This window comes from Pseudoalteromonas sp. S1612, from assembly GCF_005887175.1.
GTDB classification, from domain to species: domain Bacteria; phylum Pseudomonadota; class Gammaproteobacteria; order Enterobacterales; family Alteromonadaceae; genus Pseudoalteromonas; species Pseudoalteromonas undina.
This window is the reverse complement of sequence record NZ_PNDH01000005.1, coordinates 31,061-55,019: the sequence shown is the minus strand read 5'-3', so window position 1 is coordinate 55,019 and position 23,959 is coordinate 31,061. Positions and strand designations below refer to the sequence as shown.

Sequence of the window (23,959 nt, the reverse complement as noted above, 5' to 3'; positions counted from 1 at the left end):
CACGCTACCATTGCTTAAAATAGATGCCAACTTTTTACGCTCAACACTAGCCGCAACACGATGAGCGGAGTATGATATGCAGTATCCGAGTAATTTAGTCAAGTATAGACGGTATTATGATTTCTATTTCCGAAACAGCGCAAGCGCATTTTGCTAAGCTATTAGCAGATCAATCTCAACAAACGAATATTCGTGTGTTTGTTGTTAACCCTGGTACATCACAAGCTGAATGTGGTGTTTCTTATTGTCCAGAAGACGCGGTAGAAGAGAGCGATATTCGCCTAAATTTTAACGGCTTTGATGCGGTTGTTGATGCTGAAAGCGCGCCTTTTTTAGCCGAAGCTGAAATTGATTTTGTTACCGACAAAATGGGCACACAGTTAACTCTTAAAGCACCTAATGCTAAAGCACGTAAACTAGGTGAAGATGCCAGCTTGAATGAGCGTGTGCAGCACATGCTAGAAACTGAAGTAAACCCACAACTTGCCAACCATGGCGGCCAAGTTAGCTTGGTAGAGATCACTGCAGCTGGTGTTGCTGTACTTCAGTTTGGTGGTGGTTGTAATGGGTGTTCTATGATCGATGTCACACTAAAAGAAGGCATTGAAAAAGAAATGATTGCTAAATTTGATGAGATCACCGGTGTGTCAGACATTACCGATCATGAAGCAGGCGAGCATTCTTACTACTAAGCATTAATTCATTATGCTAAAGCCACTTATTTACCGCTTAGGGAGCGACCCTAAGTTGAGTTTAAAGCGCTTTTTTCGCGGGCTAGCACTGTTTGTGCTAGCCGTGATATTTATCGCTGTGGGCTATTACAGCCATTACAGTTTGCAAGTTATCGGCTTGGTTATTTTAGCCCCCGCTTTATTTTTTGCTTTTTGGGGCTATGCGGGTATTTTTGCTAACCGCTTTTCTCAAGTATTAAAAAATATCCCTTCCAAAAATAACGACCCCGACCTTTGGAAGTAACGGTTTATATCAATTCGCTTATTTAAGTAATTGATTGTTAGCTTTTAATTGTTGATATTTAACGATAAGCGTAACGCCTCGCATAAGCATAAAACAACTCATAGCTAACCATAACCCATTATTTTGCCAATCCTGAAATAGCCAAAACACCCCAAAAAAGCCTACAACTGCTGAAAGCAACATACTGTTTCGCATCGCTTTAGCGCGGGTCAGGCCAACAAAAATACCATCGAACAAAAAACAGCTCATAGCTAAAATAGGCAATACTATTACCCAAGGTAAGTAGTGAATGGCCTCGTCAATAACCTCTGGTACATTCGTTAATAGCTTAATAATGCTGCTGCCAAATACTATAAAAAACACACTATACAAAATGCCAAATAACATGCCCCAAAATACACTGATTTTTACCCATAGCCTTATCTTTTCAACACTTTGCTGACCTTTAGCTTGACCCACTTTGGCCTCACTTGCATAAGCAATTCCATCAAGTGCAAAGCTAACTAACATTAAAAAGTTGAGTAGAACGGCATTAGCAGCCAATGTGGTTTCACCTAAGCGGGCCGCATAAAAGGTCATAAAGCTAAAGCATAACTGCAGCACTAAAGAGCGAATAAAAATATCGCGGTTTAAGCTCAGTAGTCCTGCCATTTTTTCCACACTAAACCAATTTGCTACAGCCAAACTCATACCATGCTTTTTAGCAAGTTGAGCCACTAGCAATAAAGCAAATACAAGCGCGATATAGTCAGCAATAAGTGATGCCCACGCAGCCCCAGCAACCGCCCAATCAAGGTACACTACAAAATAAATATCGAGCACAATATTAGTAATATTAGTGACTAACAGTAAATAAAATGGCCCTCGCCCATAGTGCACGCCCAACATCCAGCCTAGTAAAACTAAGTTGCATAGCGCTGCAGGGGCGCTATAAATACGAATACTAAAATACCGATAGGCTTCATTGAGCACATCGCTATTGGCAGCTGATAAATACGCAATAGCATGTTTTATAAGGGGTGACAGTAAAATAAGGAGTAAGGCAACCGAAGTGGCTAACAATAAACTGCGTTTAAGTAAGGCTGCAAGCTGAGTTAAATCATTTTTACCATAAGCCTGAGCCACCAGCCCAGTGGTACTCATTCTCAAAAAACCAGCAAGCCAAAATAAAATGGAGATCACAGTAGAGCCTAAGGCTATTCCCGCTAAATAATGCGCACTCCCCAAATGACCGATCACTGCCGTATCAACAATTCCTAACAACGGGACGGTAATATTTGATAATATCATCGGACCGGCTAACAACAACAAGCTTTTATGGTGTGCTTTATTATGTATAAGAAATTGTTTCATTTAATATTATTATTCCTGATTTGTGGTTCTTTACGCGCGCAAGCAGCTGTTATTCTACAGTATCATCACGTCAGTGAAACCCTTCCCGCTGTCACCAGCGTGAGTGCCAACACTTTTACAAAACACTTAAATTATTTAAAAGAGCATAACTTTAACGTTATTCCATTAAATGAACTGATTAGTGCATTACAACAAGGTAAGGCTTTAGAGAACAAAACAATCGCGATTACCTTTGATGATGGTTACAACAATAATTACGATCAAGCAGCTCCTATTCTTGAGAAGTTTGGTTACCCGTACACTATTTTCGTAAACCCAAAACTCATTGATGAACAAGCGGGTTATGTTATGGGGTGGGATAAGCTCAGGGAGCTTGCCAAAAAAGGAGCACTCATTGCTAATCATAGTGCTGAACATAACTACCTACATAAAAAGCGCGAGAATGAAACGCCTAGCCAATGGCGCGAACGCACTAAAAAAGACATTCTTAGTTCACAACAGCGTATTAAAGAGGAAATAGGTCACGATTATAAATATCTTGCCTACCCATACGGAGAGTTTAACAACCAACTGCAAGCACTCGTTACAGAACTAGGCTTTATTGGTATTGGCCAGCACTCAGGAGCCGTTAATCAACACTCTAACTTTAGCCGCTTACCGCGCTTCCCCGCATCTGGTTTTTATAGCAAACTAGAGACGTTAATTACCAAGATAAATTCAACTGCCTTTACCATTAATAAGCTAACCTATGAAGATAGTGTCACTTCAAAAAATCCACCGTCACTCACAATAAAACTTGAGACAAATGACTTTCATAAGAGTCAATTTGCCTGTTATGTGTCAAGCGTTGGTCAAGCTAATTTAAATTGGTTAGACGATAATACAGTTAAGGTAACATCGCCAAAACAGCTTAATAAAGGCCGGTCTCGCTTTAACTGCACGGCTCCATCAATAAAACAAACCGGCAGTTATTATTGGTTTTCACAGCCTTGGGTGATCAACTAAGTTTTACTTTTTATTACTTGATTTAATAACCGCTGGGTCATTTTCTCCAGCGGTACCACTTCATTTGCTGCCCCCATATCAATAGCAGCTTTGGGCATACCCCATACTACAGACGAATACTCATCTTGCGCAAGTGTGTATGCACCTTGTTGCTTTAATGCGAGCAATCCTTTTGCACCATCACTTCCCATACCGGTTAATAGTGTGGCAACAATATGCTTTGCACCTATTTCAAGTAATGAGTTAAATAAAACATCCACCGCGGGTTTATGTCTATTAACCGTCTCTCCATCATCAAGCTGACAATGCAAAGCACTACCTTGTTTACAAATTCGTAAATGAAGTCCACCCGGAGCTATATAAGCGCAACCTGCGACCAGTTTATCGCCTTGCTGAGCTTCCTTTACGTTAATAGTACAAGTACGCTGCATCCGCTCTGCAAATGAGGTGCTAAATACGGGAGGGATATGCTGCGTTATTACAATAGGAGGGCAATTTTTGGGCATACGTATAAGCACTTCTTTTATCGCCTCGGTTCCCCCTGTTGATGCACCGATTGCAATCACTTTATTTACTAAAAATTCGGCATTGGTGGGTATAGGCTCTGCTACAGTACTAGTTTTTTTGTAGCCTCGAACCCGTGCACTAGCCGCTACCCTGACTTTTTGCTGAACAATATCAGCATATTGACTCATTTGTTGTTTAACGTTGACCGTTGGTTTTGCAATAAAATCAACCGCCCCCAGTTCAAGCGCTTCTAGAGTTATAGGTGAGCCTTTTTGAGTAAGAGTGGAAATCATTACTACGGGCATAGGGCGTAAGCGCATTAAGTTTTTTAAAAAACTAATGCCGTCCATTCTTGGCATTTCAACATCTAGTGTTAGTACATCCGGATTATGCTTTTTGATCATCTCTCTGGCTTCGTACGGGTCTTGTGCACAGCCCACTACCACAATATCTTTTGCCTGTTGCAGTATCTCTGTCAGTAATTGCCTGATCAGTGCCGAATCATCAATTATTAATACTCTAATCATAGCCATCCTTAAAACAGTTCTATGTCAGTGGCTTTGGTTTGCTGTTCAAGATTATGCAAGTAACGCACTTCACGTTTTTCAATAGTGTTATTGTGTAAGTTTCTTAGCTTTTTAACCTGTACTTTTCCATTATGAGGATTAAAAAATATTTTACGCGGCCAGGGTCCGCCCATATCATGCGCCACTAAGTTTAGCGCTTCTTCTGCTATATATGCATTGGCAAAACTGATATTGCCAATACCAATATCTGTCATTGCGCTAATTATTTTGCCTCCCCCAAACAGTTTTACTTTTAAGTTTGCCCGGGAAGCGCCATTTTTAAGCACTTCATTAATTAAATATTCCATAGCCCAGTTACCATAACGACAACTTAAACTATGCGCTTGGTCAATTCGCTCACCTTTTTGAATAGGTAGCATAAAGTGATTAATCCCGCCAATACCTAGCTTATCGTCGTAAACACAAGCCGCAATGCACGACCCTAGCACTGTGGTGATCAGCTCATCGTTTTTAGAAACATAAAATTCACCTGGCAATACCTTAGCGACCACACGCTCTCGCGTGGCATCCCAATAGCGTTTGATATGCTCAAATCCCGCTAATACCGGCTTAAATTGTGTTTGCATGAGCTACTTTCTGATACATGGTTTTCCCTAAGTTTTTAAATAAGACATGCTCTTTTCCCATGGTTTCTGAATGCCCTAAAAATAAATAACCTTGGTTATTTAAAATATCGGCATAACGGTTAAAAAGCTGATCCTTTGTCTCTTTATCAAAGTAAATCACTACATTTCTACACAAGATCAAATCAAATGGGCCTTTCATCGGCCAATCTTGGAGTAAGTTTAAACGCTTAAATGAAATACATTGCTGTAGCTTAGGTTTCACCTTATAACTTTGCCCGTCTTTGCTGGTTAAAAACCAGCGCTTGAGCAATGCATCATCCAGTCCATTCACATTTGCCGCAGTATAAATACCGCTCTGGGCTTTAGCTAGTACATTAGAATCAAGATCAGTTGCTAAAATTTTCACATCCCAATCACTTGGAAAAGCCCCTTGTAAGGTCATAGCTAAACTGTAGGGCTCTTCGCCGGTAGAGCAACCTGCAGACCAAATACGAACGCGTTTATTATGCTTATTTGCTTTTAGCATCGCAGGAATAAACTGCTCTTTTATAAATTCAAAGTGATGAATTTCACGAAAAAAAGAGGTTAAATTGGTAGTTATGGCGTTAATAAATGCATCAAACTCCTGGTCCTTATGATTTTTTAAGTAATCAAGGTAACTAGAGAAGTTTGTTAATTTACGCTCACGAATTCGCCTTGCTAATCGTGAGTAAACCATTTCGCGCTTATGCTCCCCAAGCACAATACCACAGGCGTTATACACTAAATGAGCCACTTCCTTAAAATCGCTATCCGTTAATAAAAACTCTTTCATTATGTACTCTCAAATAAATATAAAGATAGATTCACACTACTTCTGTGTTTGAACCATCTAAAACAGGGTTAAAACTCCTCCCACTCTTCAGCTGAGTCTACAAAGTTTTCACCTTTGCTCTTATTATTAACGAAGCTATTTTGTTGCTTATGCGTTATTTCAGGGGTGCGAATAGTGGGCGATACCACCGCCATATCTTGCTGCCCTAGAGAAAAGAAGTGCAGTAAACGGCGCATTTCATTAGCCTGCTCTGCCATAGACTCACCTGCAGCCGATGCCTCTTCAACTAATGCCGCATTTTGCTGGGTCATTTCATCCATTTGCGATACAGCTTTATTTACTTGCTCAATTCCTGCGCTTTGCTCTTCAGAGGCCTGAGTTATATCAGCTATCATTTGTGTCACACGTTTCACCGATACCACAATCTCTTGTAACGTCACACCTGACTCATTTACAAGAGCGCTACCATCAGCAACTTTACCAACACTATCTCTAATTAACTCTTTAATTTCTTTAGCTGCACCAGCTGAGCGCTGAGCTAAGTTACGCACTTCACCTGCAACAACCGCAAAACCTCGGCCTTGCTCACCTGCTCTTGCAGCTTCTACAGCTGCATTGAGCGCTAATAGGTTTGTTTGGAATGCTATTTCGTCTATAACACCAATAATGTCAGCAATTTTTTTACTCGATTCGTTAATAGCCGACATACTGGTTACGGCCTTATTAACAACCTCACCACCTTGAATTGCTTTATCACAGGTTTCTTCAGCTAAGTCATTAGCTACCTTGGCATTATCAGCATTTTGACGTACCGTACTGGTCATCTCTTCCATACTAGAAGCTGTTTCTTCTAATGATGATGCCTGCTCTTCTGTACGCTGGCTTAAATCAGCATTACCTTGTGAAATTTCTTCAGCCCCACTAGCCACCAAAGTGGCTGATGTGTTAATTCGATTAATAACCTCGGTTAGTTTATCTGCTGTTGCATTTGCATCTGTTTTCAGTTTTTCAAACGAGCCTTGGTATTCCTTTTCAATCCGTTTAGATAAATCACCAGTAGCCATGGCATCGAGCATATTGCCAGTATCAGTTACCGCATCGTCAACCACTTTAACTAAACTATTAAGACCCTGAGCTAAACGAAGGAAAAAGCCATCTTTTCCTTGCTCAACCACACGGCTATTTAGCTCCCCTTTACTTGCGGCACTGACCAGCTGAGCAACCTCTTTTTCTATAGCTACTTCTGCTGTTCTGTCTTCCCATTCAACTACAGTTCCAATTCGCTCATCGTCTGGCGTAATAATTGGGTTAGCAACTAAGCCAAAGGTTCTGCCGCCCACTTTAATTTCAGTGCTGTAGGTATCCGTTAACTTAGCCAACATATTTTGCTGATGGGCTGGATTTTTATGAAATATATCAATATTTTGATTCAGTAGATTTTTGCTATCAAAGTTAGGTAAATCAATGCGTATATCATTTTGAGCATTGCTCATCATATTTTTCACCGCGTCATTCATATAAACAATCACATTCGATGCATCTGCAATCATAGTGTTTGTTGCTACAGTGTCTAACGCTCGGCGAACACGTAAGTTCTCCTGTGCTCTGGCACGCTCTGCATCGGCCTTAAATACTTCATCAGTAATATCTTGCCACTCAACAATTGTTCCCAAGCGTTCTCCTTCTTCGTTAAACCATGGCGAAGCAATTAAATCAAAAATAAGACCAGCTAATTTAAGTGTCGCTTTATGGGGCGCATTTAATTTTTTTAATAGCTCGCGCTGATGCGCCGGATGTTGATGAAAATCATCAACACATGTGCCGATTAAATCACTTACAGCAAAGTTAGGTAATACCGATTGCAAATCTCTTTCGCGTGCTTTTAGCATTTGCTTAACTTGTTCGTTGGCAAAAATAATGTTTAAGTCATTATCAGCCATCATCACATTGGCTTGGCATACCTTTAAGGCGTTGGCTAAGTCGGCAGTTTTTTTAGAAGTTCGTTCTAGCTCTTTCTGCTCAGTTATATCTGTGGCGTATTTAATAACTTTTAACACTCGCCCATCCATGTCATAAATGGGGTTATAAGAAGCATTAATCCAAATTTCACGGCCTTGTTTATCAAAACGTAAATACTCTCCTCGGTCGTACTCACCCCGCCCCAGTTTGGCCCAGAAAGTTTGATAATCCGGACTATTTGCATATTCTGGTGCAACAAATAAACGATGGTGCTTACCTTGTATTTCATTAAGTTGGTAGCCAAATGTGGTTAAAAAGTTATCGTTGGCATTAATCACTGTGCCATCTAAGTCAAATTCGATAACTGCTTGTGATTTGTTTATTGCTGCAACTTGTCCAGCTGCTTCGGCTGCCTTTAATTTTTGCATTGTGATCCCTGTGGCAAATTTAACCACTTTAATCACTTGCCCCTGAGAGTCTAAAACAGGATTGTAGGTGGCTTGTATCCACACTTCTTTACCATTTTTTCCAAACCGCTTAAATTCATCTGAAATAAACTCACCCGCGTTCAATCGCTGCCAAAACTGACGATATTCATCACTTTTCGCTTCGCTAGAGCTAATAAATAAAGAGTGGTGCTGACCTTGTATTTCAGCCAGAGAGTAGTCCATTACACGCAGGAAATTAACATTGGCAGTAATGATTCTTCCATTCGGCTCAAATTCAATTATTGCTAATGATTTATGCAATGCATTCATTATCAAATCATTGCTTGATTCAGACTGTTTTGAATTACTAAACCATCCCATGCTTATCACCACCTTTAAGTTATTTACTTTATTTAGTTACTGTTACCGCTAAATATCCATGGTTGCAGGCAAATCAATTAAGGCGACCATTTTTTCGCCTACATTGACTAACCCTGCTACATATTCACTTTCATTGGTCTGGGTTAAACTCGGCACAGCTTTAGCATCTTGCTCTGCAATACTATAAACATCTGCCACTGCATCTACCGTAATACCCATTACTTTACTTTCTTGTTCAAACTCTATTTTTACAATAATCACTACTGTTAACGGCCCATAGGCAATTGTGGGTAAACCAAAACGTAACCTCAAATCAATAATGGGTACTATCGTGCCGCGTAGATTAATAACGCCTTTTACGTACTCAGGGGCATTTGGCAGTGCGGTTATGTCTTCCCAGCTACGGATTTCTTGCACCGTTAATATATCTACTCCGTATTCTTCTTCAGCCATAATAAAGGTAAGAAACTGCTTAATGCCCTCTTTGCGCTGTAGCTCAATATTGCTATTTAATGCTATTGATTCAGAGAACATGAATCCTCCAGAGTCGCTGATGGCTCAATACTCAATGCTTGGCTGCCAGGTTTTTTTAATCCTGAAAGCTTAATCAAACCGCTAATATCTAAAATTAACGAGACACGACCATCACCTAAAATAGTTGCCCCAGAGACTCCGTCCACTTTGTGGTAATTAGCCTCCAAGCTTTTTATAACCACCTGTTGCTGTGAAAGTAAATCGTCAACGAGCACCCCGACTTTTTGGTTATCGTTCTCCACCACAACCAATAAGGTCTTATCTAATGATTCAATCGCACCTTGATGGTTAAAAATCTCGTATAGGCGCAGAATAGGAATGTATTCATCACGTAACCTGAGTACATCTAGGTCTTTACCAACACGGCTTACTTTTGCAATATCAATTTGTAATGACTCTACAATTGAGATCAGTGGAATAATGTAAGTATGCTTGGCCACTTTTACCAATTGCCCATCTAAAATAGCTAAGGTGAGCGGTAGCCGAATAGTAAAGGTAGAACCAATTCCAGCAGCAGATGTCACCTCTACCGAGCCATTTAATGATTGGATATTGCGTTTAACCACGTCCATACCCACACCCCGGCCAGATAAGTCACTTACCTCATCAGCTGTAGAAAACCCTGGCATAAATATAAGTTCGTTAATTTCATCATCTGTTAACTCGCTATCGCCAGTAATTAGCTCGTTAGCAATCGCTTTTTCTTTAATCTTTTGAGTGTTAAGGCCTTGACCATCGTCCATGATTTCAATGACGATATTTCCTCCCTGATGAAAAGCATTTAATGTAACTTTGCCCACAGGATCTTTACCTGCCGCAATACGCTTTTCTACAGTTTCAATACCATGATCCAGTGAGTTTCTAACTAAATGCACCATAGGATCAGATATTTTTTCCATCACAGTTTTATCTAACTCGGTTTGCTCTCCGATCAGCTTTAACTCCACCTCTTTATTAAGCTTTTGAGCAATATCACGCACCAGACGTGGAAAACGACTAAATACAAAATTAATTGGCAGCATACGAATACGCATCACGTTTTCTTGTAAGTCTCGGGTATTATGCGCTAGTTGCGCCAATCCCTCTTGAAGCGAGGTTACCGCAGTGGCTGTCATTTCCTGTTCGCTAAGCTGATTTAACATTGCTTGGGTAATAACCAACTCACCCACCATATTAATCAATGAATCAACCTTATCTATACCAACCCGAATAGAGGTAGATTCTGGCGCGGCTTTTGCGCTGGGCGCATTGGCAGCTGCCTTTGCTTTATTTGCTTTGGGTTGCTCAGCAGTTTTGGGAGCTTCCTCCACAACAGCCGGTTCGTTAATTACTTCCTCTGATCCAGCTTTAGCATCATTAAATAAGCCACCGCATAGCTCGACTTTAATATCTGCATCATCTTCAACCCATTCAAAAATCTCTTTAATGGCTTGCTCATCGCGCTCAGTGTTTAAGAAAAACCGCCAATATAAAAAGCACTCATCGCTGGTTAATTCTTTAATATCAGGTATGGCATCGGTGAATGCCTGTACTTCTAACTCACCAAGCTCGGCTAACTCGCTGATCATAAACAAAGGTTCATTACCGGTTTTAAAAAGATGAAAATGTGGCTTAAAATCAATCTGATAAGTATTAACTATAACCTGCTCATGATGTGTTTCTTCCCCTTGCTCCTCACCAGCTGGCATACCTAGTAATTTTTCGAACTGCTCACGTAAAGTATCTGCTTGGGCTAAATCTGGTTCTTCCTGTACTTTTAGCGAACTTAACAAAGCCCTTAAGCAATCCACTGATTTAAGTAATAAATTAATATGCTCGCTAGTTATATTGCGCTCACCTTCACGAATTTGATCCAATAATGTTTCTAATACATGGGTAAAATTTGCAATTGAGTTAAATCCAAAAGTAGCACTGCCCCCTTTTATTGAATGAGCAGCTCTAAATATAGTATTAATGGTTTCTAAGTCTTCTTCGCCTGGCACTAAGTTGAGTAATTCAGTCTCCATGATATCGAGGCCTTCAAAACTCTCTTCAAAGAACACTTCAAAAAACTGGCTTAAATCAATACTCACAGTGCACTCCTAAGTTAACGGATTACTTTTTTTAGCACGGCTAATAGCTGATCTGGATTAAAAGGTTTTACAATCCATCCTGTTGCCCCAGCAGCTTTACCTTCTACTTTTTTATCCATCCCCGACTCCGTAGTAAGCATAAGCAGCGGTGTAAACTTGTAATCTGGTAGCCCTCTTAGCTCTCTAATAAGTGTGATCCCATCCATAATTGGCATGTTTACATCAGAAATAACTGCATCAAAACCTTGTTGCTTGGCAATGGCTAATGCCTCGCTGCCATCTTTGGCTTCGGTAACATCAAACCCTGCTGTTTTTAACGTAAAGCTCACCATTTGGCGCATTGATGCAGAATCATCGACAGCTAAAATTCTTTTCATATAAACCTCTAGTTAGTACTTTCTGAAGCTAAATATTCACTTAAACCGAGTTGTTCAATGGCATTTTTTAATGCGTCACTGCTGCCAACCCAGGCAATTTTTTGATTGATAGTAAGAAGGTGTTTTTGTAGGGCACAAAGGAGTTGAACCGAGGCGGTATCAGCAGACATGACATCGCTAATATCCAGACAAATATCTCGGCTATTATTAAGCTCGCTTAATAAATCTTGATGTAAAACGTCAACCTGAACAATTGAAAGCTCATTTGGTAGTTTAAGCATTTTTAAGCTTTTCCTTATCAACTCAATCCATAACAAAAGCTTAGACCGAGATAAAGAAAACGCCATAAAAACGACTAAAAAATAACTAATTAATTAAAAACAGCTGTTAAAAAACGTAAAAAGGGGCACAAAGCCCCTTGAAAATTATTAAACCATTAAAAACTAGTTTTTGTAGTAATCTGCTATTTCAATAAATTCCGCTGTTAATTTTGTAGTATTCACCAAAGGCACATCTCCTTGTTTAAATTCGGGCTTAAAAATAGCTCTCAGGGCGCCACTACCATCAACAAGTGCAACCGATGCACTATGATCCACCGCATAGTCAGATTCATCACTATCACTAATTGCATAAATTAATCCCAGCTCTCGTACAAATGGAAATAAGTCTTTATGCTCCCCAGATACAGCTAAAAATTTAGGGTTAAAATAATCTATGTACTCTTTACGCTTTTGAGCAATATCTCGTTTAGGATCAACAGATATAAACCACACCTGCAGTGGATAATCAGCTTGTAAGTTTTTATAGACATTGTTGAGCTTAGCAAGCGTCATTGGACAAATGTCAGGGCAGCTTGTGTAGCCTAAAAACACTAAGTTCCATTGATCTAAAAACTGCTTTTTGGTTACTAACTCCCCCTGTTGATCATTCAGCGAGAAATCAGATAACGGTTTTGCAGTTTCGTACACTAATGCATCAAGATCTTGTAAACTTTTTTTATCATCACATGCCGATAAAAAAAGCACCGAAAAAACAATTAACCCACACCATAACTGCTTCATATAACTAGCCATTTATCTATAAATAAGATAACAAAGAGTATCATTAAATGAACAATCGAAAAACGAAATAAATCCATTGCGGTGTCTTCTTTGGCGGCAAATTTTAAGTTAATTGCTTTGTATATAAAGAGTATATTGAGGATACAGGCCCCACTTAAATAAATAAGTCCCGACATACCTATCAAATAGGGTAATACGCACACAATGGCTAATAGCACTGAGTACGCGAGCACACAGGTTTTACAAAAGTCGATTCCATGGGTGACAGGTAACATAGGGATTTTAGCCCGTTCGTAATCACTCTTACGCGCGATTGCTAACGCCCAAAAGTGCGGAGGAGTCCATGTGAATATAATCATAACCAACAACCAAGGAGCGGCTGCCATTTGATTGGTTTCAGACACCCAACCAAGTAAAGGTGGCATGGCGCCAGCCAAACCACCAATCACTATATTTTGTGGCGTGGCGCGTTTTAAAAACGACGTATAAATAAATGCGTAACCAACAAGTGCAAATAAGGTAAGTATGGCAGTGAGTATATTTGCCCACAACATCAACATAATAAACCCTGCCACGCCAATAACAGCAGCAAAACTCAATGCGTGTAATTTACTTAAGCGCCCTTTGGCGACTGGGCGGTGGCGTGTACGTGCCATTTTACTATCAATTTCACTATCAACCACATGATTGATAACGGCAGCTGCCGCAGAGAGTAAACCAATCCCTAATAAACTTATGAACTGAACCCCAATGCCTCTTCCAACGTCAGGGGCGAGAGCCAAGCCCACCCATGCCGTTAACACCAACATAGCCACCACTTTAAATTTACTGATTGCTAAATAATCTTGGATTAAATGATAACTTTTAGTCAATAACGATGGGCTATAAACGGGCTGCATTGCTTTTTTGTTAATTGTAAGTGCCATAACGATTCCCCTTTAGGTACGGACTTTTAGGTAATAACATAACCTAACCATAGTTAATAACAGTATGGCAGCCATTAAGTTATGCGCCAGCGCAACACTGATCGGAAAGTGAAAATATACTACAGCTAACCCCAACGCTATCTGGCAAAATAACGCTACCAACACACTCACTGTGCAGCTTTTGATTTTTTGTGAATAGGCATGGCTGTATATTCGCCACATAACGAGTGCCAACACAATACAAGTGACCAATGCCCACATACGATGCAGTAAATGAATAGACATACGCGCTTGTTGTGATAACACGCCAAACTCATAATTACTGTGCTCTAACGGTAACTGAAAAACACTACTGAGCGAAAACGGCTGAGCATAGCTACATAGCGGCAAACCATTACAATGTGGCGCGGCATAATTAGCCGCTAACCAGCCACCTAGAGCGATTTGTAAAATAAGTACCGTGAGCGCCACCAAGCTTAGTTTAAAGTGAGGTTTTGCACCTGCGTCCCCACCCGTAATAGGCTGACTGGTCAGCCTTAAGTACAACAACGTTAATAACGCCAAAATGCTAAACCCTCCGAGTAAATGCCCCATCACAATTAGCGGCTGCAGGTTCATAGTCACCGTCCACATACCTAGCGCGGCCTGAAAAATAACAAGCAAAAGCAGTAGCATCGGTAATTTTACAGGCGTAGTTGGATACTGGCGTTTTACAAAAGCCAAAATAAACAACACTAAAATTAATACTCCGAGCGTGCCAGCAAAATAGCGATGAATCATTTCTTTCCATGCCTTTGCTGTTTCAAATATCATATCGGGGTAGCTTTGAATCGCATGCGCAATCTCAGCTTCATGTTTTGGTACGGTTAAAAAGCCATAACAACCAGGCCAATCGGGGCAACCAAGCCCTGCGTCACTTAACCGCGTATATGCGCCTAGAGCTACCACAACTAATGCGAATAAACTCGTTGCTAATACCAAATTTTTATAGTTTTTATACATAGCAGCCTCTACTTAGCTTGAACGAGAGTAATTAAGTAATTTTTTTAGATCTTTTAATAATCCCTTTTGTATCAAACGGTTTTCTTGTGGTTGAGGGTTAAATGGATATTCCAGCACAATCAGTCCCATATGGTCGATTAAATATAAACTCGCGGGTTTTAATTGTTGTTGTTCAGCAATCATATGCCAATGCGGCTTCGCAGCTTTGGGTCTCCCCATTATCGCCATATCTACTTTGTGTTGATTTTTGCCAAGGGCAACATATAAATTATCTAAAGCAGCGAGCTGCTCCGAGCAAGGCTCTTCGCATTGTGCTGAATAATTTAAAGCAATAGTCCATTGTTTTGGATTATGCTGCTGCCAATTGTCTAGCTTAATTTCACGCTCTAAAAACTCACCATGATTAGTAATTGCTGTAGGTAGCCAATCAAGTTTTAACGCGCTGTAAGCCAGCACTAAGGGAATAGCGCAGCACACAGCAAAGAGTAACAGGGGTTTATTTTTCATTATCTATCCTCTTCCTGCTTGCAAAAATAGCGACCACCACACAGGCAACCGCAATTAAAAACCACTGTACTGAGTAGGCATAATGTTTTTCTGGACTCATAACAACGGCTTCATAATGAGGGGCAGCAATTTCATCCGCTTGACCTTGGCGGTAAGCCATAAAATTCACTAAAGGGCGATTAGATTGGCTACTCAATGCTTGTAAATCAATGAGTTGAATTCGTTTGGCTAAATCCGACTGAGTATTGTTATTGGCTAAGGTAAAGCCACTTAAATTATCTTCTTTAATTTGTGCCGTTAACGTAAATTTACCACTAGGTATTGTTACGTTTGGTAGGATTTCTCTTGAACGTTCTGCTTTTACCCAACCTAAGTTCACTAACAAAAAGCGTGATTCATCAGACAGTTTTAATAATGCCAGTAAGTCGTAACCAACCTGACCATTATAGATTTGGTTATCAAGCAACCAATAATTATTAGTGTCAAAATAACCATTTAACGAAACCAATACACCGGTTTTGTTCCACTCTTTTGGCAGCTGTTGTAACTCTGCCCAGCTCATTACGCCATGTTGTTGTATATTTTCAATGGCACTAAGCTGCTGTTGCTTTTGTTCTGCTCGCTGTAATTGCCAAAACCCTAGTCGCACACAAACCAATACCACAATAACAACCAAGCAAATTGTTATTATTGAGCTAAGCTTTTGTTTGTTAAATACAACTAACTGCATAAGGGTAAAATCCAGTGATTATTAAAATTATTATTGTTCTACTGTTATTATTTATATTATTTAATTTATTTCGTGCTTTATTAATTATGGTGTCAGGGAAAACCAATGGACGCCCTATGTCTCACTTTTTAGGGCGTCGGGTGTTATTTTCTGTTGTGGTATTAGTGATGGTGATTGCCGCACTAAAACTTGGTTTTATTAAGGCAAATCAGTCCCCCTTAATCACTAAAGCACATACACAAATACAAACAAACACAGCCAAACAACATCAACAAAATGCCAGTACCAAGCTGCAGCTTGAAAGGCAAAGTGCTTATCTTTAGTGAAATGTCCTTTCATAATGCGTAAAAACACCACCAATAAAATAATTGTTCCTAAGGTGACGTGCATGCCGTGAAAGCCGGTTAACAAAAAGAAGGTATTGCCATAAATGCCCGCATCAAGGGTTAAGTTAAGATCGTTATAAGCATATATATACTCTTCTACCTGCAGCCCTAAAAAGCACACTCCGAGTAAAATGGTCGCTCCCAAGCATACTTTGAGTGGGGTACGTTTATTATTTTCCATCGCCACATGGGCAAAATGTAAAGTTACCGACGAGGCAAGCAAAATAAGGGTGTTGATAAGCGGCAACCCTTGCCAGCCCATTGCTTGGGTCGTAGTGCCTCCTGGGGTATTTAGCAATGGCCACATGGCTTCAAACGTAGGCCACAATACTTCATTTGTCATGGCGTTGTTATCAGCGCCTCCAAGCCAAGGCACAGAAAACATGCGAGCATAAAAAAGCGCCCCAAAAAATGCCATGAAGAACATCACTTCTGAAAAAATAAACCAGCTCATACCTTGCCTAAAAGAACGGTCCATTTGTGCAGAATAAAGCCCTTGATCAGACTCGTGTATGACATTTTTAAACCAGCTAAACAGCATGTAAAGGAGTACAGCTATGCCCACATATAATAAGTAAACGCCATTACCACCCTCTTTGCCCATATCCATTACGGTTAAGGCTGCGCCTACCGCAATAAAAAATAACGCAACTGCCCCAACTATTGGCCATGGGCTTTGATCAGGTACGTAATAATGTTCATATTTTTGATTCATTTCATTTGCTCCTAGTTTTTCACTAGTTTTATAAGCTAGTTATTACTGGCTACTAACTTCTCGCTAATATCAAATACGGTATAAGACAGAGTTAACTCCTCCACATCACTAGGTAACTCAGTATCAACATAAAAAAGTAATTTAAACTCTAACTCCTCGCCAGCTTTCAAAGGTTGCTGGTCAAAGCAAAAACACGCTATTTTGTGTAAATACTTAGCCGCTTTACCCGGCGCTACCGAAGGTATCGCTTGCATCACTTTGTCTTCATTACTATTGTTTTTAGCGCTAAACATAACCTCACGCATGGCCCCTGGTTTTACATCTACACTGTATTCTTTAGATTTAACCTCAAAAGGCGCACCACTTTGGGCATGGGTGGTAAAACTAACGCTAACTTCTCTATTCTCAGTAACCAAGGTACTTTGCTGTGCTTGCTCTAACGAGGGCTTACCATTAAGCCCGGTTATATCGCAAAACACGTCATATATAGGTACCATGGCAAATGCAAAAGCAAACATTGCAATGCAAATAACCACCAGCTTTTTTAATAACGGCAAGTGAGTCATTATTTAATATCCGGCGGCGTTGAGAACGTATGATATGGCGCTGGTGAATCAACTTCCCATTCAAGCCCTTCTGCCCCATCCCAAACTTTTGCAGGCACTTTATCGCCCCCTTTTGCACATTTATACACAACAACAACGAACAGTAATTGCGATAAACCAAAGGCAAACCCACCTATACTAATAATGGCGTTAAAGTCAGCAAACTGCAGTGCATAATCTGGAATTCGACGTGGCATACCAGCTAACCCCACAAAATGCATTGGGAAAAACAGCAAATTTACACTTACCAAGGACAACCAAAAATGCCATTTTGCCAAAGTAATATTGAACATATTTCCGGTCCATTTTGGCAACCAATAATAAGCCCCCGCCATAATAGAAAATACCGCGCCCGTTACGAGTACATAATGAAAGTGTGCAACTACAAAGTAGGTGTCGTGGTATTGAAAATCAGCAGGTGTGATCGCCAACATCAATCCCGAAAAGCCACCTAAAGTAAACAGCACAATAAATGCGATACTAAACAGCATGGGCACTTCAAAGCTAATAGAGCCACGCCACATAGTTGCTACCCAGTTAAATACTTTTACACCGGTAGGTACCGATATCAACATAGTCGCGTACATAAAAAACAACTCACCCGCCACGGGCATACCTGTGGTAAACATATGATGCGCCCACACAATAAAGCTCAACAAGGCAATCGAGGAAGTGGCGTACACCATAGAGGCATAACCAAATAGTTTTTTACGTGAAAAAGTAGGCACAATCGTAGAGATAATGCCAAAGGCAGGCAAAATCATAATATAAACTTCAGGATGACCAAAAAACCAAAATATATGCTGGAACATTACCGGATCGCCACCACCAGCGGCGTCAAAGAAGCTGGTCGCGAAGTATTTATCGGTGAGTACCATAGTAACTGCACCAGCAAGTACCGGCATTACTGCAACAAGTAAAAAAGCCGTGATCAACCATGTCCACACAAATAATGGTAGCTTCATCCACGTCATTCCAGGGGCGCGCATATTCACTATGGTTACCACCACATTAATGGCTCCCATAATCGAACTAATACCCATTATATGCACCGCAAACACAAACATTGCTGTGTTGTCGTTACTATAAGTGGTGGAAAGCGGAGCGTAGAAGGTCCAACCAAATGCAGGGCCGCCACCAGGCATAAACAGTGACGCTAGCAGAATTAAGAACGCAAACGGTAAAATCCAGAAGCTCCAGTTGTTCATTCTCGGTAATGCCATATCTGGCGCACCAATCATTAACGGAATCATCCAGTTTGCCAATCCAGTAAATGCAGGCATTACTGCACCAAACACCATGATTAAACCGTGTACTGTGGTCATTTGATTAAAAAAGTGAGGATCAACCAATTGTAAACCCGGCTGAAATAACTCAGCCCGAATAACCATAGCCATTGCTCCACCAATCAAAAACATGGTGAGAGAAAAAATTAAATATAAACTTCCTATATCTTTATGGTTGGTTGTAAATAACCAGCGCTTAAAGCCTGTTGCAGGTTGATGGCCATGATGAGCCTCATTGGAATTAGGTTGTTCTGCAATGCTACTCATTATTTAGCCTCCCCATCAGCATCCAGTGCCGCTTGTATCTCGCTCGGTTGAATTACATCACCAGTGTCATTACCCCACGCGTTGCGTTTATAGGTAATAACAGCTGCTATTTGCTTGATTGATAATTGCTTTGCGAAAGACTGCATAGCCGTACCCGGTTTACCATGAAGTAAGATATCGATATGACCTTTGATATCACCTATGACTATTGGGCTGCCTTTAAGAGCCGGAAAAACACCCGGCAAGCCTAATCCTGTTGGCTGATGGCACGCCGCGCAGCTCGCCATATAAACCTGCTCACCAAGCGCCATCAGCTCTTCTTTTGGTACAACTTGGTCTAATAACGCAGCGTCTGCTTCAGCTGCTTTTTGCTTGGCTTGTTTAGCCTCTGCTAACCACGTTTTGAAGTCTTCTTCTGTTTTTGCTTCTACCACAACAGGCATGAAGCCATGATCTTTACCACACAGCTCTGCACACTGCCCACGGTAAGTACCAACCTCATTAATATTGGTCCATGTTTCGTTAATAAACCCAGGGTTTGCATCTTTTTTAACGGCAAAGTCAGGCACCCACCATGAGTGAATAACATCATCTGAAGTCATTAAAAAACGTACTTTTTGATTAATTGGTAGTACCAGCGGTTTATCGACCTCGAGTAAATAATTCGGGTTTTTATCAGCAAGGTTGGTTATTTCATTTTGAGGTGTAGCTAGCATGGAATAAAACTCAACGTCCTCCCCCATATACTCGTAATGCCACTTCCACTGTGAGCCTGTAATTTTAATGGTGAGATCAGCTTTGCTGGCATCCTCCATGGCAATTAAGGTTTTAGTCGCAGGAATGGCCATAACAATTAATATGACAAAAGGGATCGCAGTCCACAGTATTTCTACTTTGGTGCTTTCATGGAATTGGGCAGGGACAGCCCCTTTAGATTTGCGATGATGAATGAGTGCCCAAAACATAATGGCAAACACGATCACCCCAATCACACAACATATTAAAAAAATAGTCATGTGCAGTTGGTATACATTATTACTTATATCGGTTACGCCTTTACGCATATTATATTGGCTATTAGCAAGCACATTCTGCGAAAAAACAAACAATATAAGCCACAAGGAAGAACTCAGCTTACCCATGTGACGGCTCCTTTGATGCTATTGCTGACGCAAAGCGAAGAGGCATACGGCTTAAACGCCCATTCGTTATTTTTATTTTTTATAAGGGTGCTGGAGTTACTAAATGTGTGTGCTCAAAACGACAAGGCTGTGAGTTATTTTTATTCCAGCTCTTTAATAACTAGTTAAAAAATAAACAATAAGCAAGGCGAGTATGAAAAATAAACAAGGGGGTTACTTAAAAAAGTGCAGCAAAAAAATATTAACAAATAAGGTAATTAATCTAAGAGTCAGAGTTGGTAAGGGGTAGCTAGAATAACAGCGGAAAAAATATAAAGTTTTATGATTTAAAACAATTAGAATAAATTTGTTTATTTATAAAGTATTTAGAGATTTTTTTGAAATAACAAAAAGCGATTCACAAGTAATATCGTACAAAAATAATGCATGTAAAAACAGCGCCTAATCAATATTAAGCGCTAAGTTATGTTTAACTATCACATCCAATCAGCGTTACGAATAACACCCACCGCTAAACCTTCAATATTGAAAGATTCATTTTCCAAGTCTACTTCAATAGCTGAAAACTCGTCATTTTCAGCATGCAGTAATACTTTTCTGCCGGCTTTTTCTAGACGTTTAACCGTAACATCATCATCCACTCGAGCAACAACAACCTGACCATTTTCAGCTACTTGAGTTTTATGTACAGCGAGTAAGTCGCCATCCATAATGCCAATATCTTTCATACTCATACCGTTAACACGCAATAAAAAATCGGCCGCAGGTTTAAACATTAAAGGGTCAATTTTACAGTGGCTTTCTACATGCTGTTGCGCCAATATTGGCTCACCGGCAGCCACCCTGCCAATTAAAGGCAAGCCCAACTGCTCTGGCTCCTCTTCTTCAACAAGCTGAATGCCCCGACTCGCGCCTGGCTTCATTTTAATCACACCTTTTTTGGCCAGTGCTTTTAAGTGTTCTTCTGCAGCATTCGCACTTTTAAAACCCAGTGTTTGTGCAATTTCGGCACGTGTAGGAGGCATACCAGTGTCTTTAATAAACACTTTAATGAGTTCGAGTATTTGCGCTTGGCGTTTCGTTAATGGTCGCATACAACTGGTTTTCCATACAGTACAATTAACTGTGAGTATATACAGTTATTTAAAAATCGCAAATATAAATTAATGCCTTATATGCCGTTATCATCAAACAATAACCTACTTTAAAAGCAGGGTGATAAATGTAATTATTAGCAACGCATTATCATATTAATAAATTTTAATTCTCAATTACTTATCCAAGGAGCTAGCATGAGTATTTGGCATCAACCGATTACATTAGAGTTTTGTAAGCAATTAGATCAAGGGATCACTGGCCAAGGCACGCTCATGAAGACCATGGGAATTGAAATCAGTGAAATTGGAGATGACTACTTAGTCGCCACTATGCCGGCAATTCCAGAGCATCATAACCCTATGGGTATAGTGCATGGTGGTGCCAATGTGGTCCTTGCTGAAACCGTAGCAAGTTATGCCGCTAACTTTGTAGTTGATTTCAGTCGATTTTATTGTGTTGGGCAAGAGATCAGCGCAAGCCACTTAAAAGCGTCACGCAACGGCACATTAACGGCTACCGCAAGGGCTTATCATATTGGTAAACGCAGCTCAGTTTGGGATATTAAAATAACCAATAGTCGCAATGAGCTTTGCTGCGTATCAAGAATGACCGCAGCCGTAGTCGAACGAAAAGGTTAAATTACTTTTCCAGAGGGTAAATAGTAACTTCTATGCCTGCGCCAATTGCAGATATGCGTAACAAGGTATCTGCATGCAAGGCCTGATTAAAACATTTTGGCGACGTACCCGACTCAAATCCCATATCAAAGGTTCTACGAGAACAACTTAACCATTGCTTTAATGCATTGCGTGAACACGACTCAATTAGTTCACATAAGTGATTAATTGCTTTATCAGGTGTGGTTATTTCACCAGCTACTTCGATGCGTGCCAGTTGGCGGTATTCGTCTTTATCATAATGTAAAATGGTTGCGACCTTTTTTAAATCAGCAACTAATACGCTAATATCTTGCTTTGACTCGAGCTCTAGATCTACATTTAAAAATTGAATTTCCGACATACAGTTGTGTTACCCCACTTAAATTTCACCGCAAACTTTAACCTAATTTTGCATTTATACCAAATCAACAGCTTATAATTTATTTAATTCCTTTATTAAGCTGCAAGTATTAAAGTAACGGTTAATACAGCTATTAACCTAATGGTAGCTAGCTCCATTAGGTGCCTTGCAAAAAATAATAATAATGAGAAAGCGAATGAACAAACGCATTTTTAAAACAGCCCGTAAGCTGCATAAATGGCTAGGCTACTTTTTGGTAATACAAATTTTTGCATGGCTGCTTGGCGGTTTATTTATGAGCGCCATGCCACTTGAAAAAGTACACGGTAAGCACCTTGCAAACCGCCAACTAGAAAACCCTTTCAGCCAAGTCGATTACACAGCCTCACTTGATAAAATTATTGCGAATACACCACAACCCCAGCAAATTAATTATAGTCACTTTTTAAATACCCCAGTAATTACAGTAACTACAGCGAGTAAAACCTATAGTTTTAATGGTACAACTGGCGACCCACTTTCAGCACCAAGCAAGGCACAAATAATCACTAATGCCCACGCTCACCTTTTAATTAATGCAAACGTTATAAGCACTAAAAAGCTGGCAACCAGTTTTAGAGAAGCCGGGTTTAAAGAAAATATTTGGCAAGTTAATTTTAACGATATGCTTAGCACCAGCTTATATTTTAATGCTGATAACGGCGAGTTCATTACAGTTCGCAGTAATATTTGGCGAGTGTTTGACTTCTTTTGGATGTTACACATTATGGATTACGATGAGCGCGAGGATTTTAATAACCCGTTACTCATTAGCTTTGCTGCCAGCAGTGTGTTTTTTAGTTTTACTGGTTTTATTTTATTACTGCAAAACATCCGATTAAGAACAAGAAAACGTAAGCTATCCTGAGTTTTTAAGCAGGTTGTACAGAAAACTGATTTACCATTTAGGTTATTCTCTTTAAAATCGCGGCTCCTGTAGTTCACTAAAGTGATAGGATATGCCGCATTTTATTTTTGCGTTATTGCTTTGCGTTGTCAGCTTTAATCTTAATGCTGAGCAATTTACTCGTTTTTCCAGTGCTAAAAAACACTTAATTAAAACCTTACCAACGGATGCAAAAAGTATCTATTGTGGTTGCGACATAAAACGTAAAGGCAAAAAGTTAGTACCCGATGCAACCCATTGTGGTTATGTGCCACGCAACACATTTACCCGCTCAGGTAACGTGAACCAACGCGCTCTGCGAATAGAGTGGGAACATATCGTACCCGCTTGGGAGTTCGGTCATCAGTTACAATGCTGGCAAGATGGTGGACGTAAAAATTGCCGTAAAGTAAGTGCAAAGTTTCGCATGATGGAAGCTGATATTAACAATTTAGCTCCCGCAATCGGTGAAATTAATGCTGATCGTTCAAACTATCGCTTTGGCATGTTAGCCCAAAATGCTAATCAATATGGTCGCTGCGAGGTTAAGGTTAATTTTAAACAACGCGTTATAGAGCCTCCGGTTTATGCACGTAAACGTATTGCCGATGCATACGCTTACATGCAAAAAACTTATGGTTTAAAAATATCAAATAAACAACAAAAGCTGTTTAATGCGTGGCAACAACATGCTTATGCCGCAAACACCGACAGTAAAAAGCTGTAACTTA

General features: G+C 40.1%; 27 protein-coding genes. 7 read left to right on the top strand and 20 right to left on the bottom strand.

From position 1 onward, the window contains the following. Positions 1 to 116 precede the first annotated feature (116 nt). Together nfuA and CWB78_RS02005 are read left to right on the top strand one after the other, a co-directional pair. Positions 117 to 692, top strand: coding sequence for a Fe-S biogenesis protein NfuA (nfuA, locus tag CWB78_RS02010; RefSeq protein WP_008465569.1), 576 nt, complete (start codon positions 117 to 119; stop codon positions 690 to 692). Between the two features lie 13 nt (positions 693 to 705). Beyond that, positions 706 to 975, top strand: a complete 270-nt coding sequence (locus CWB78_RS02005) for a hypothetical protein (protein WP_008465571.1) — start codon at positions 706 to 708, stop codon at positions 973 to 975. A gap of 18 nt (positions 976 to 993) precedes the next feature. Here CWB78_RS02005 and CWB78_RS02000 read toward each other — a convergent pair whose 3' ends face one another. After that, positions 994 to 2,328, bottom strand: a complete 1,335-nt coding sequence (locus CWB78_RS02000) for an MATE family efflux transporter (RefSeq protein ID WP_249930374.1) — start codon at positions 2,326 to 2,328, stop codon at positions 994 to 996. On the opposite strand from CWB78_RS02000, the gene CWB78_RS01995 reads away from it, so the two are divergent. Continuing rightward, positions 2,308 to 3,333 carry a polysaccharide deacetylase family protein gene (locus tag CWB78_RS01995; RefSeq protein WP_138594028.1) on the top strand — a complete coding sequence of 342 codons (1,026 nt, stop codon included), beginning with the start codon at positions 2,308 to 2,310 and terminating at the stop codon, positions 3,331 to 3,333. The genes CWB78_RS02000 and CWB78_RS01995 overlap by 21 nt on opposite strands. Here CWB78_RS01995 and CWB78_RS01990 read toward each other — a convergent pair. The 13 genes from CWB78_RS01990 to CWB78_RS01930 form a co-directional block, all read right to left on the bottom strand. Further along, on the bottom strand, positions 3,330 to 4,367 hold the full coding sequence (locus tag CWB78_RS01990; protein ID WP_075170804.1) for a protein-glutamate methylesterase/protein-glutamine glutaminase: 1,038 nt from the start codon (positions 4,365 to 4,367) through the stop codon (positions 3,330 to 3,332). The genes CWB78_RS01995 and CWB78_RS01990 overlap by 4 nt on opposite strands. Before the next feature lie 8 nt (positions 4,368 to 4,375). Continuing rightward, positions 4,376 to 4,993, bottom strand: coding sequence for a chemoreceptor glutamine deamidase CheD (gene cheD, locus CWB78_RS01985; RefSeq protein ID WP_008112899.1), 618 nt, complete (start codon positions 4,991 to 4,993; stop codon positions 4,376 to 4,378). Continuing rightward, a complete protein-coding gene (locus CWB78_RS01980; RefSeq protein ID WP_010392403.1) occupies positions 4,977 to 5,807 on the bottom strand; it encodes a CheR family methyltransferase in 831 nt (276 codons plus the stop codon). Before CWB78_RS01980 ends, cheD begins: the two co-directional genes overlap by 17 nt. 68 nt (positions 5,808 to 5,875) lie before the next feature. Beyond that, positions 5,876 to 8,575, bottom strand: a complete 2,700-nt coding sequence (locus CWB78_RS01975; protein WP_138594027.1) for a methyl-accepting chemotaxis protein — start codon at positions 8,573 to 8,575, stop codon at positions 5,876 to 5,878. A gap of 48 nt (positions 8,576 to 8,623) precedes the next feature. Then, entirely contained in the window at positions 8,624 to 9,109 is a 486-nt protein-coding gene (locus tag CWB78_RS01970) for a chemotaxis protein CheW (RefSeq protein WP_008465584.1), read from the bottom strand. Next, on the bottom strand, positions 9,091 to 11,181 hold the full coding sequence (locus CWB78_RS01965; protein WP_075170806.1) for a chemotaxis protein CheA: 2,091 nt from the start codon (positions 11,179 to 11,181) through the stop codon (positions 9,091 to 9,093). Before CWB78_RS01965 ends, CWB78_RS01970 begins: the two co-directional genes overlap by 19 nt. A gap of 14 nt (positions 11,182 to 11,195) precedes the next feature. Next, the gene (locus CWB78_RS01960; RefSeq protein ID WP_008115349.1) at positions 11,196 to 11,558 is read right to left on the bottom strand and encodes a response regulator; all 363 of its coding nucleotides are present in this window, start codon (positions 11,556 to 11,558) and stop codon (positions 11,196 to 11,198) included. Positions 11,559 to 11,566: 8 nt separating this feature from the next. Then, the gene (locus CWB78_RS01955) at positions 11,567 to 11,839 is read right to left on the bottom strand and encodes an STAS domain-containing protein (RefSeq protein ID WP_008465590.1); all 273 of its coding nucleotides are present in this window, start codon (positions 11,837 to 11,839) and stop codon (positions 11,567 to 11,569) included. Positions 11,840 to 12,001: 162 nt separating this feature from the next. After that, complete coding sequence (locus CWB78_RS01950; protein ID WP_008114152.1) at positions 12,002 to 12,619, bottom strand: SCO family protein; 618 nt, start codon at positions 12,617 to 12,619, stop codon at positions 12,002 to 12,004. After that, entirely contained in the window at positions 12,616 to 13,545 is a 930-nt protein-coding gene (cyoE, locus tag CWB78_RS01945) for a heme o synthase (RefSeq protein ID WP_138594026.1), read from the bottom strand. The genes CWB78_RS01950 and cyoE overlap by 4 nt, the downstream gene beginning before the upstream one ends. A 12-nt stretch (positions 13,546 to 13,557) precedes the next feature. Beyond that, a complete protein-coding gene (locus CWB78_RS01940; RefSeq protein WP_054202824.1) occupies positions 13,558 to 14,547 on the bottom strand; it encodes a COX15/CtaA family protein in 990 nt (329 codons plus the stop codon). 12 nt (positions 14,548 to 14,559) lie between these two features. Further along, complete coding sequence (locus CWB78_RS01935; RefSeq protein WP_138594025.1) at positions 14,560 to 15,054, bottom strand: redox-active disulfide-containing membrane protein; 495 nt, start codon at positions 15,052 to 15,054, stop codon at positions 14,560 to 14,562. Continuing rightward, on the bottom strand, positions 15,044 to 15,784 hold the full coding sequence (locus CWB78_RS01930) for an SURF1 family protein (RefSeq protein WP_138594024.1): 741 nt from the start codon (positions 15,782 to 15,784) through the stop codon (positions 15,044 to 15,046). Before CWB78_RS01930 ends, CWB78_RS01935 begins: the two co-directional genes overlap by 11 nt. 14 nt (positions 15,785 to 15,798) lie before the next feature. Here CWB78_RS01930 and CWB78_RS19100 point away from each other — a divergent pair, with 14 nt between their 5' ends. Next, positions 15,799 to 16,107, top strand: coding sequence for a DUF2909 family protein (locus CWB78_RS19100; protein WP_081745118.1), 309 nt, complete (start codon positions 15,799 to 15,801; stop codon positions 16,105 to 16,107). On the opposite strand, the gene CWB78_RS01920 is transcribed toward CWB78_RS19100, so the two are convergent. The 5 genes from CWB78_RS01920 to lexA all read right to left on the bottom strand — a co-directional run bounded on the left by CWB78_RS01920 (position 16,010) and on the right by lexA (position 21,279). Next, on the bottom strand, positions 16,010 to 16,885 hold the full coding sequence (locus CWB78_RS01920) for a cytochrome c oxidase subunit 3 (RefSeq protein ID WP_138594023.1): 876 nt from the start codon (positions 16,883 to 16,885) through the stop codon (positions 16,010 to 16,012). The two genes, CWB78_RS19100 and CWB78_RS01920, sit on opposite strands and share 98 nt — an antisense overlap. A gap of 35 nt (positions 16,886 to 16,920) precedes the next feature. Beyond that, a complete protein-coding gene (locus tag CWB78_RS01915) occupies positions 16,921 to 17,451 on the bottom strand; it encodes a cytochrome c oxidase assembly protein (protein ID WP_010392384.1) in 531 nt (176 codons plus the stop codon). Continuing rightward, positions 17,451 to 19,043, bottom strand: a complete 1,593-nt coding sequence (ctaD, locus tag CWB78_RS01910; protein ID WP_138594022.1) for a cytochrome c oxidase subunit I — start codon at positions 19,041 to 19,043, stop codon at positions 17,451 to 17,453. The genes CWB78_RS01915 and ctaD overlap by 1 nt, the downstream gene beginning before the upstream one ends. After that, positions 19,043 to 20,185, bottom strand: a complete 1,143-nt coding sequence (gene coxB, locus CWB78_RS01905; protein WP_036980527.1) for a cytochrome c oxidase subunit II — start codon at positions 20,183 to 20,185, stop codon at positions 19,043 to 19,045. Before coxB ends, ctaD begins: the two co-directional genes overlap by 1 nt. Before the next feature lie 476 nt (positions 20,186 to 20,661). Then, positions 20,662 to 21,279, bottom strand: a complete 618-nt coding sequence (lexA, locus tag CWB78_RS01900) for a transcriptional repressor LexA (protein ID WP_010392379.1) — start codon at positions 21,277 to 21,279, stop codon at positions 20,662 to 20,664. A 198-nt stretch (positions 21,280 to 21,477) separates the two neighbouring features. Between lexA and CWB78_RS01895 the strand changes: the two genes are divergently transcribed. Then, complete coding sequence (locus CWB78_RS01895) at positions 21,478 to 21,921, top strand: PaaI family thioesterase (RefSeq protein ID WP_008114168.1); 444 nt, start codon at positions 21,478 to 21,480, stop codon at positions 21,919 to 21,921. Between the two features lies 1 nt (position 21,922). Here the strand turns inward: CWB78_RS01895 and CWB78_RS01890 are convergent, their stop codons facing one another. Further along, entirely contained in the window at positions 21,923 to 22,303 is a 381-nt protein-coding gene (locus CWB78_RS01890) for a hypothetical protein (protein ID WP_008114170.1), read from the bottom strand. 196 nt (positions 22,304 to 22,499) lie between these two features. On the opposite strand from CWB78_RS01890, the gene CWB78_RS01885 reads away from it, so the two are divergent. Both CWB78_RS01885 and CWB78_RS01880 read left to right on the top strand, forming a co-directional pair. Beyond that, on the top strand, positions 22,500 to 23,210 hold the full coding sequence (locus CWB78_RS01885; protein ID WP_138594021.1) for a hypothetical protein: 711 nt from the start codon (positions 22,500 to 22,502) through the stop codon (positions 23,208 to 23,210). Positions 23,211 to 23,301: 91 nt separating this feature from the next. Next, positions 23,302 to 23,955, top strand: coding sequence for an endonuclease (locus CWB78_RS01880; protein WP_138594020.1), 654 nt, complete (start codon positions 23,302 to 23,304; stop codon positions 23,953 to 23,955). Positions 23,956 to 23,959: the final 4 nt, after the last annotated feature.

Excerpts from the sequence above, each read along its gene's own strand:
- nfuA (WP_008465569.1), top strand. The coding sequence starts at position 117 with ATGATTTCTATTTCCGAAACAGCGCAAGCGCATTTTGCTAAGCTATTA.
- CWB78_RS02005 (WP_008465571.1), top strand. The coding sequence starts at position 706 with ATGCTAAAGCCACTTATTTACCGCTTAGGGAGCGACCCTAAGTTGAGT.
- CWB78_RS01995 (WP_138594028.1), top strand. The coding sequence starts at position 2,308 with ATGTATAAGAAATTGTTTCATTTAATATTATTATTCCTGATTTGTGGT.
- CWB78_RS02000 (WP_249930374.1), bottom strand. The coding sequence starts at position 2,328 with ATGAAACAATTTCTTATACATAATAAAGCACACCATAAAAGCTTGTTG.
- CWB78_RS01990 (WP_075170804.1), bottom strand. The coding sequence starts at position 4,367 with ATGATTAGAGTATTAATAATTGATGATTCGGCACTGATCAGGCAATTA.
- cheD (WP_008112899.1), bottom strand. The coding sequence starts at position 4,993 with ATGCAAACACAATTTAAGCCGGTATTAGCGGGATTTGAGCATATCAAA.
- CWB78_RS01980 (WP_010392403.1), bottom strand. The coding sequence starts at position 5,807 with ATGAAAGAGTTTTTATTAACGGATAGCGATTTTAAGGAAGTGGCTCAT.
- CWB78_RS01975 (WP_138594027.1), bottom strand. The coding sequence starts at position 8,575 with ATGGGATGGTTTAGTAATTCAAAACAGTCTGAATCAAGCAATGATTTG.
- CWB78_RS01970 (WP_008465584.1), bottom strand. The coding sequence starts at position 9,109 with ATGTTCTCTGAATCAATAGCATTAAATAGCAATATTGAGCTACAGCGC.
- CWB78_RS01960 (WP_008115349.1), bottom strand. The coding sequence starts at position 11,558 with ATGAAAAGAATTTTAGCTGTCGATGATTCTGCATCAATGCGCCAAATG.
- CWB78_RS01955 (WP_008465590.1), bottom strand. The coding sequence starts at position 11,839 with ATGCTTAAACTACCAAATGAGCTTTCAATTGTTCAGGTTGACGTTTTA.
- CWB78_RS01950 (WP_008114152.1), bottom strand. The coding sequence starts at position 12,619 with ATGAAGCAGTTATGGTGTGGGTTAATTGTTTTTTCGGTGCTTTTTTTA.
- cyoE (WP_138594026.1), bottom strand. The coding sequence starts at position 13,545 with ATGGCACTTACAATTAACAAAAAAGCAATGCAGCCCGTTTATAGCCCA.
- CWB78_RS01940 (WP_054202824.1), bottom strand. The coding sequence starts at position 14,547 with ATGTATAAAAACTATAAAAATTTGGTATTAGCAACGAGTTTATTCGCA.
- CWB78_RS01935 (WP_138594025.1), bottom strand. The coding sequence starts at position 15,054 with ATGAAAAATAAACCCCTGTTACTCTTTGCTGTGTGCTGCGCTATTCCC.
- CWB78_RS01930 (WP_138594024.1), bottom strand. The coding sequence starts at position 15,784 with ATGCAGTTAGTTGTATTTAACAAACAAAAGCTTAGCTCAATAATAACA.
- CWB78_RS01920 (WP_138594023.1), bottom strand. The coding sequence starts at position 16,885 with ATGAATCAAAAATATGAACATTATTACGTACCTGATCAAAGCCCATGG.
- CWB78_RS01915 (WP_010392384.1), bottom strand. The coding sequence starts at position 17,451 with ATGACTCACTTGCCGTTATTAAAAAAGCTGGTGGTTATTTGCATTGCA.
- ctaD (WP_138594022.1), bottom strand. The coding sequence starts at position 19,043 with ATGAGTAGCATTGCAGAACAACCTAATTCCAATGAGGCTCATCATGGC.
- coxB (WP_036980527.1), bottom strand. The coding sequence starts at position 20,185 with ATGGGTAAGCTGAGTTCTTCCTTGTGGCTTATATTGTTTGTTTTTTCG.
- lexA (WP_010392379.1), bottom strand. The coding sequence starts at position 21,279 with ATGCGACCATTAACGAAACGCCAAGCGCAAATACTCGAACTCATTAAA.
- CWB78_RS01895 (WP_008114168.1), top strand. The coding sequence starts at position 21,478 with ATGAGTATTTGGCATCAACCGATTACATTAGAGTTTTGTAAGCAATTA.
- CWB78_RS01890 (WP_008114170.1), bottom strand. The coding sequence starts at position 22,303 with ATGTCGGAAATTCAATTTTTAAATGTAGATCTAGAGCTCGAGTCAAAG.
- CWB78_RS01885 (WP_138594021.1), top strand. The coding sequence starts at position 22,500 with ATGAACAAACGCATTTTTAAAACAGCCCGTAAGCTGCATAAATGGCTA.
- CWB78_RS01880 (WP_138594020.1), top strand. The coding sequence starts at position 23,302 with ATGCCGCATTTTATTTTTGCGTTATTGCTTTGCGTTGTCAGCTTTAAT.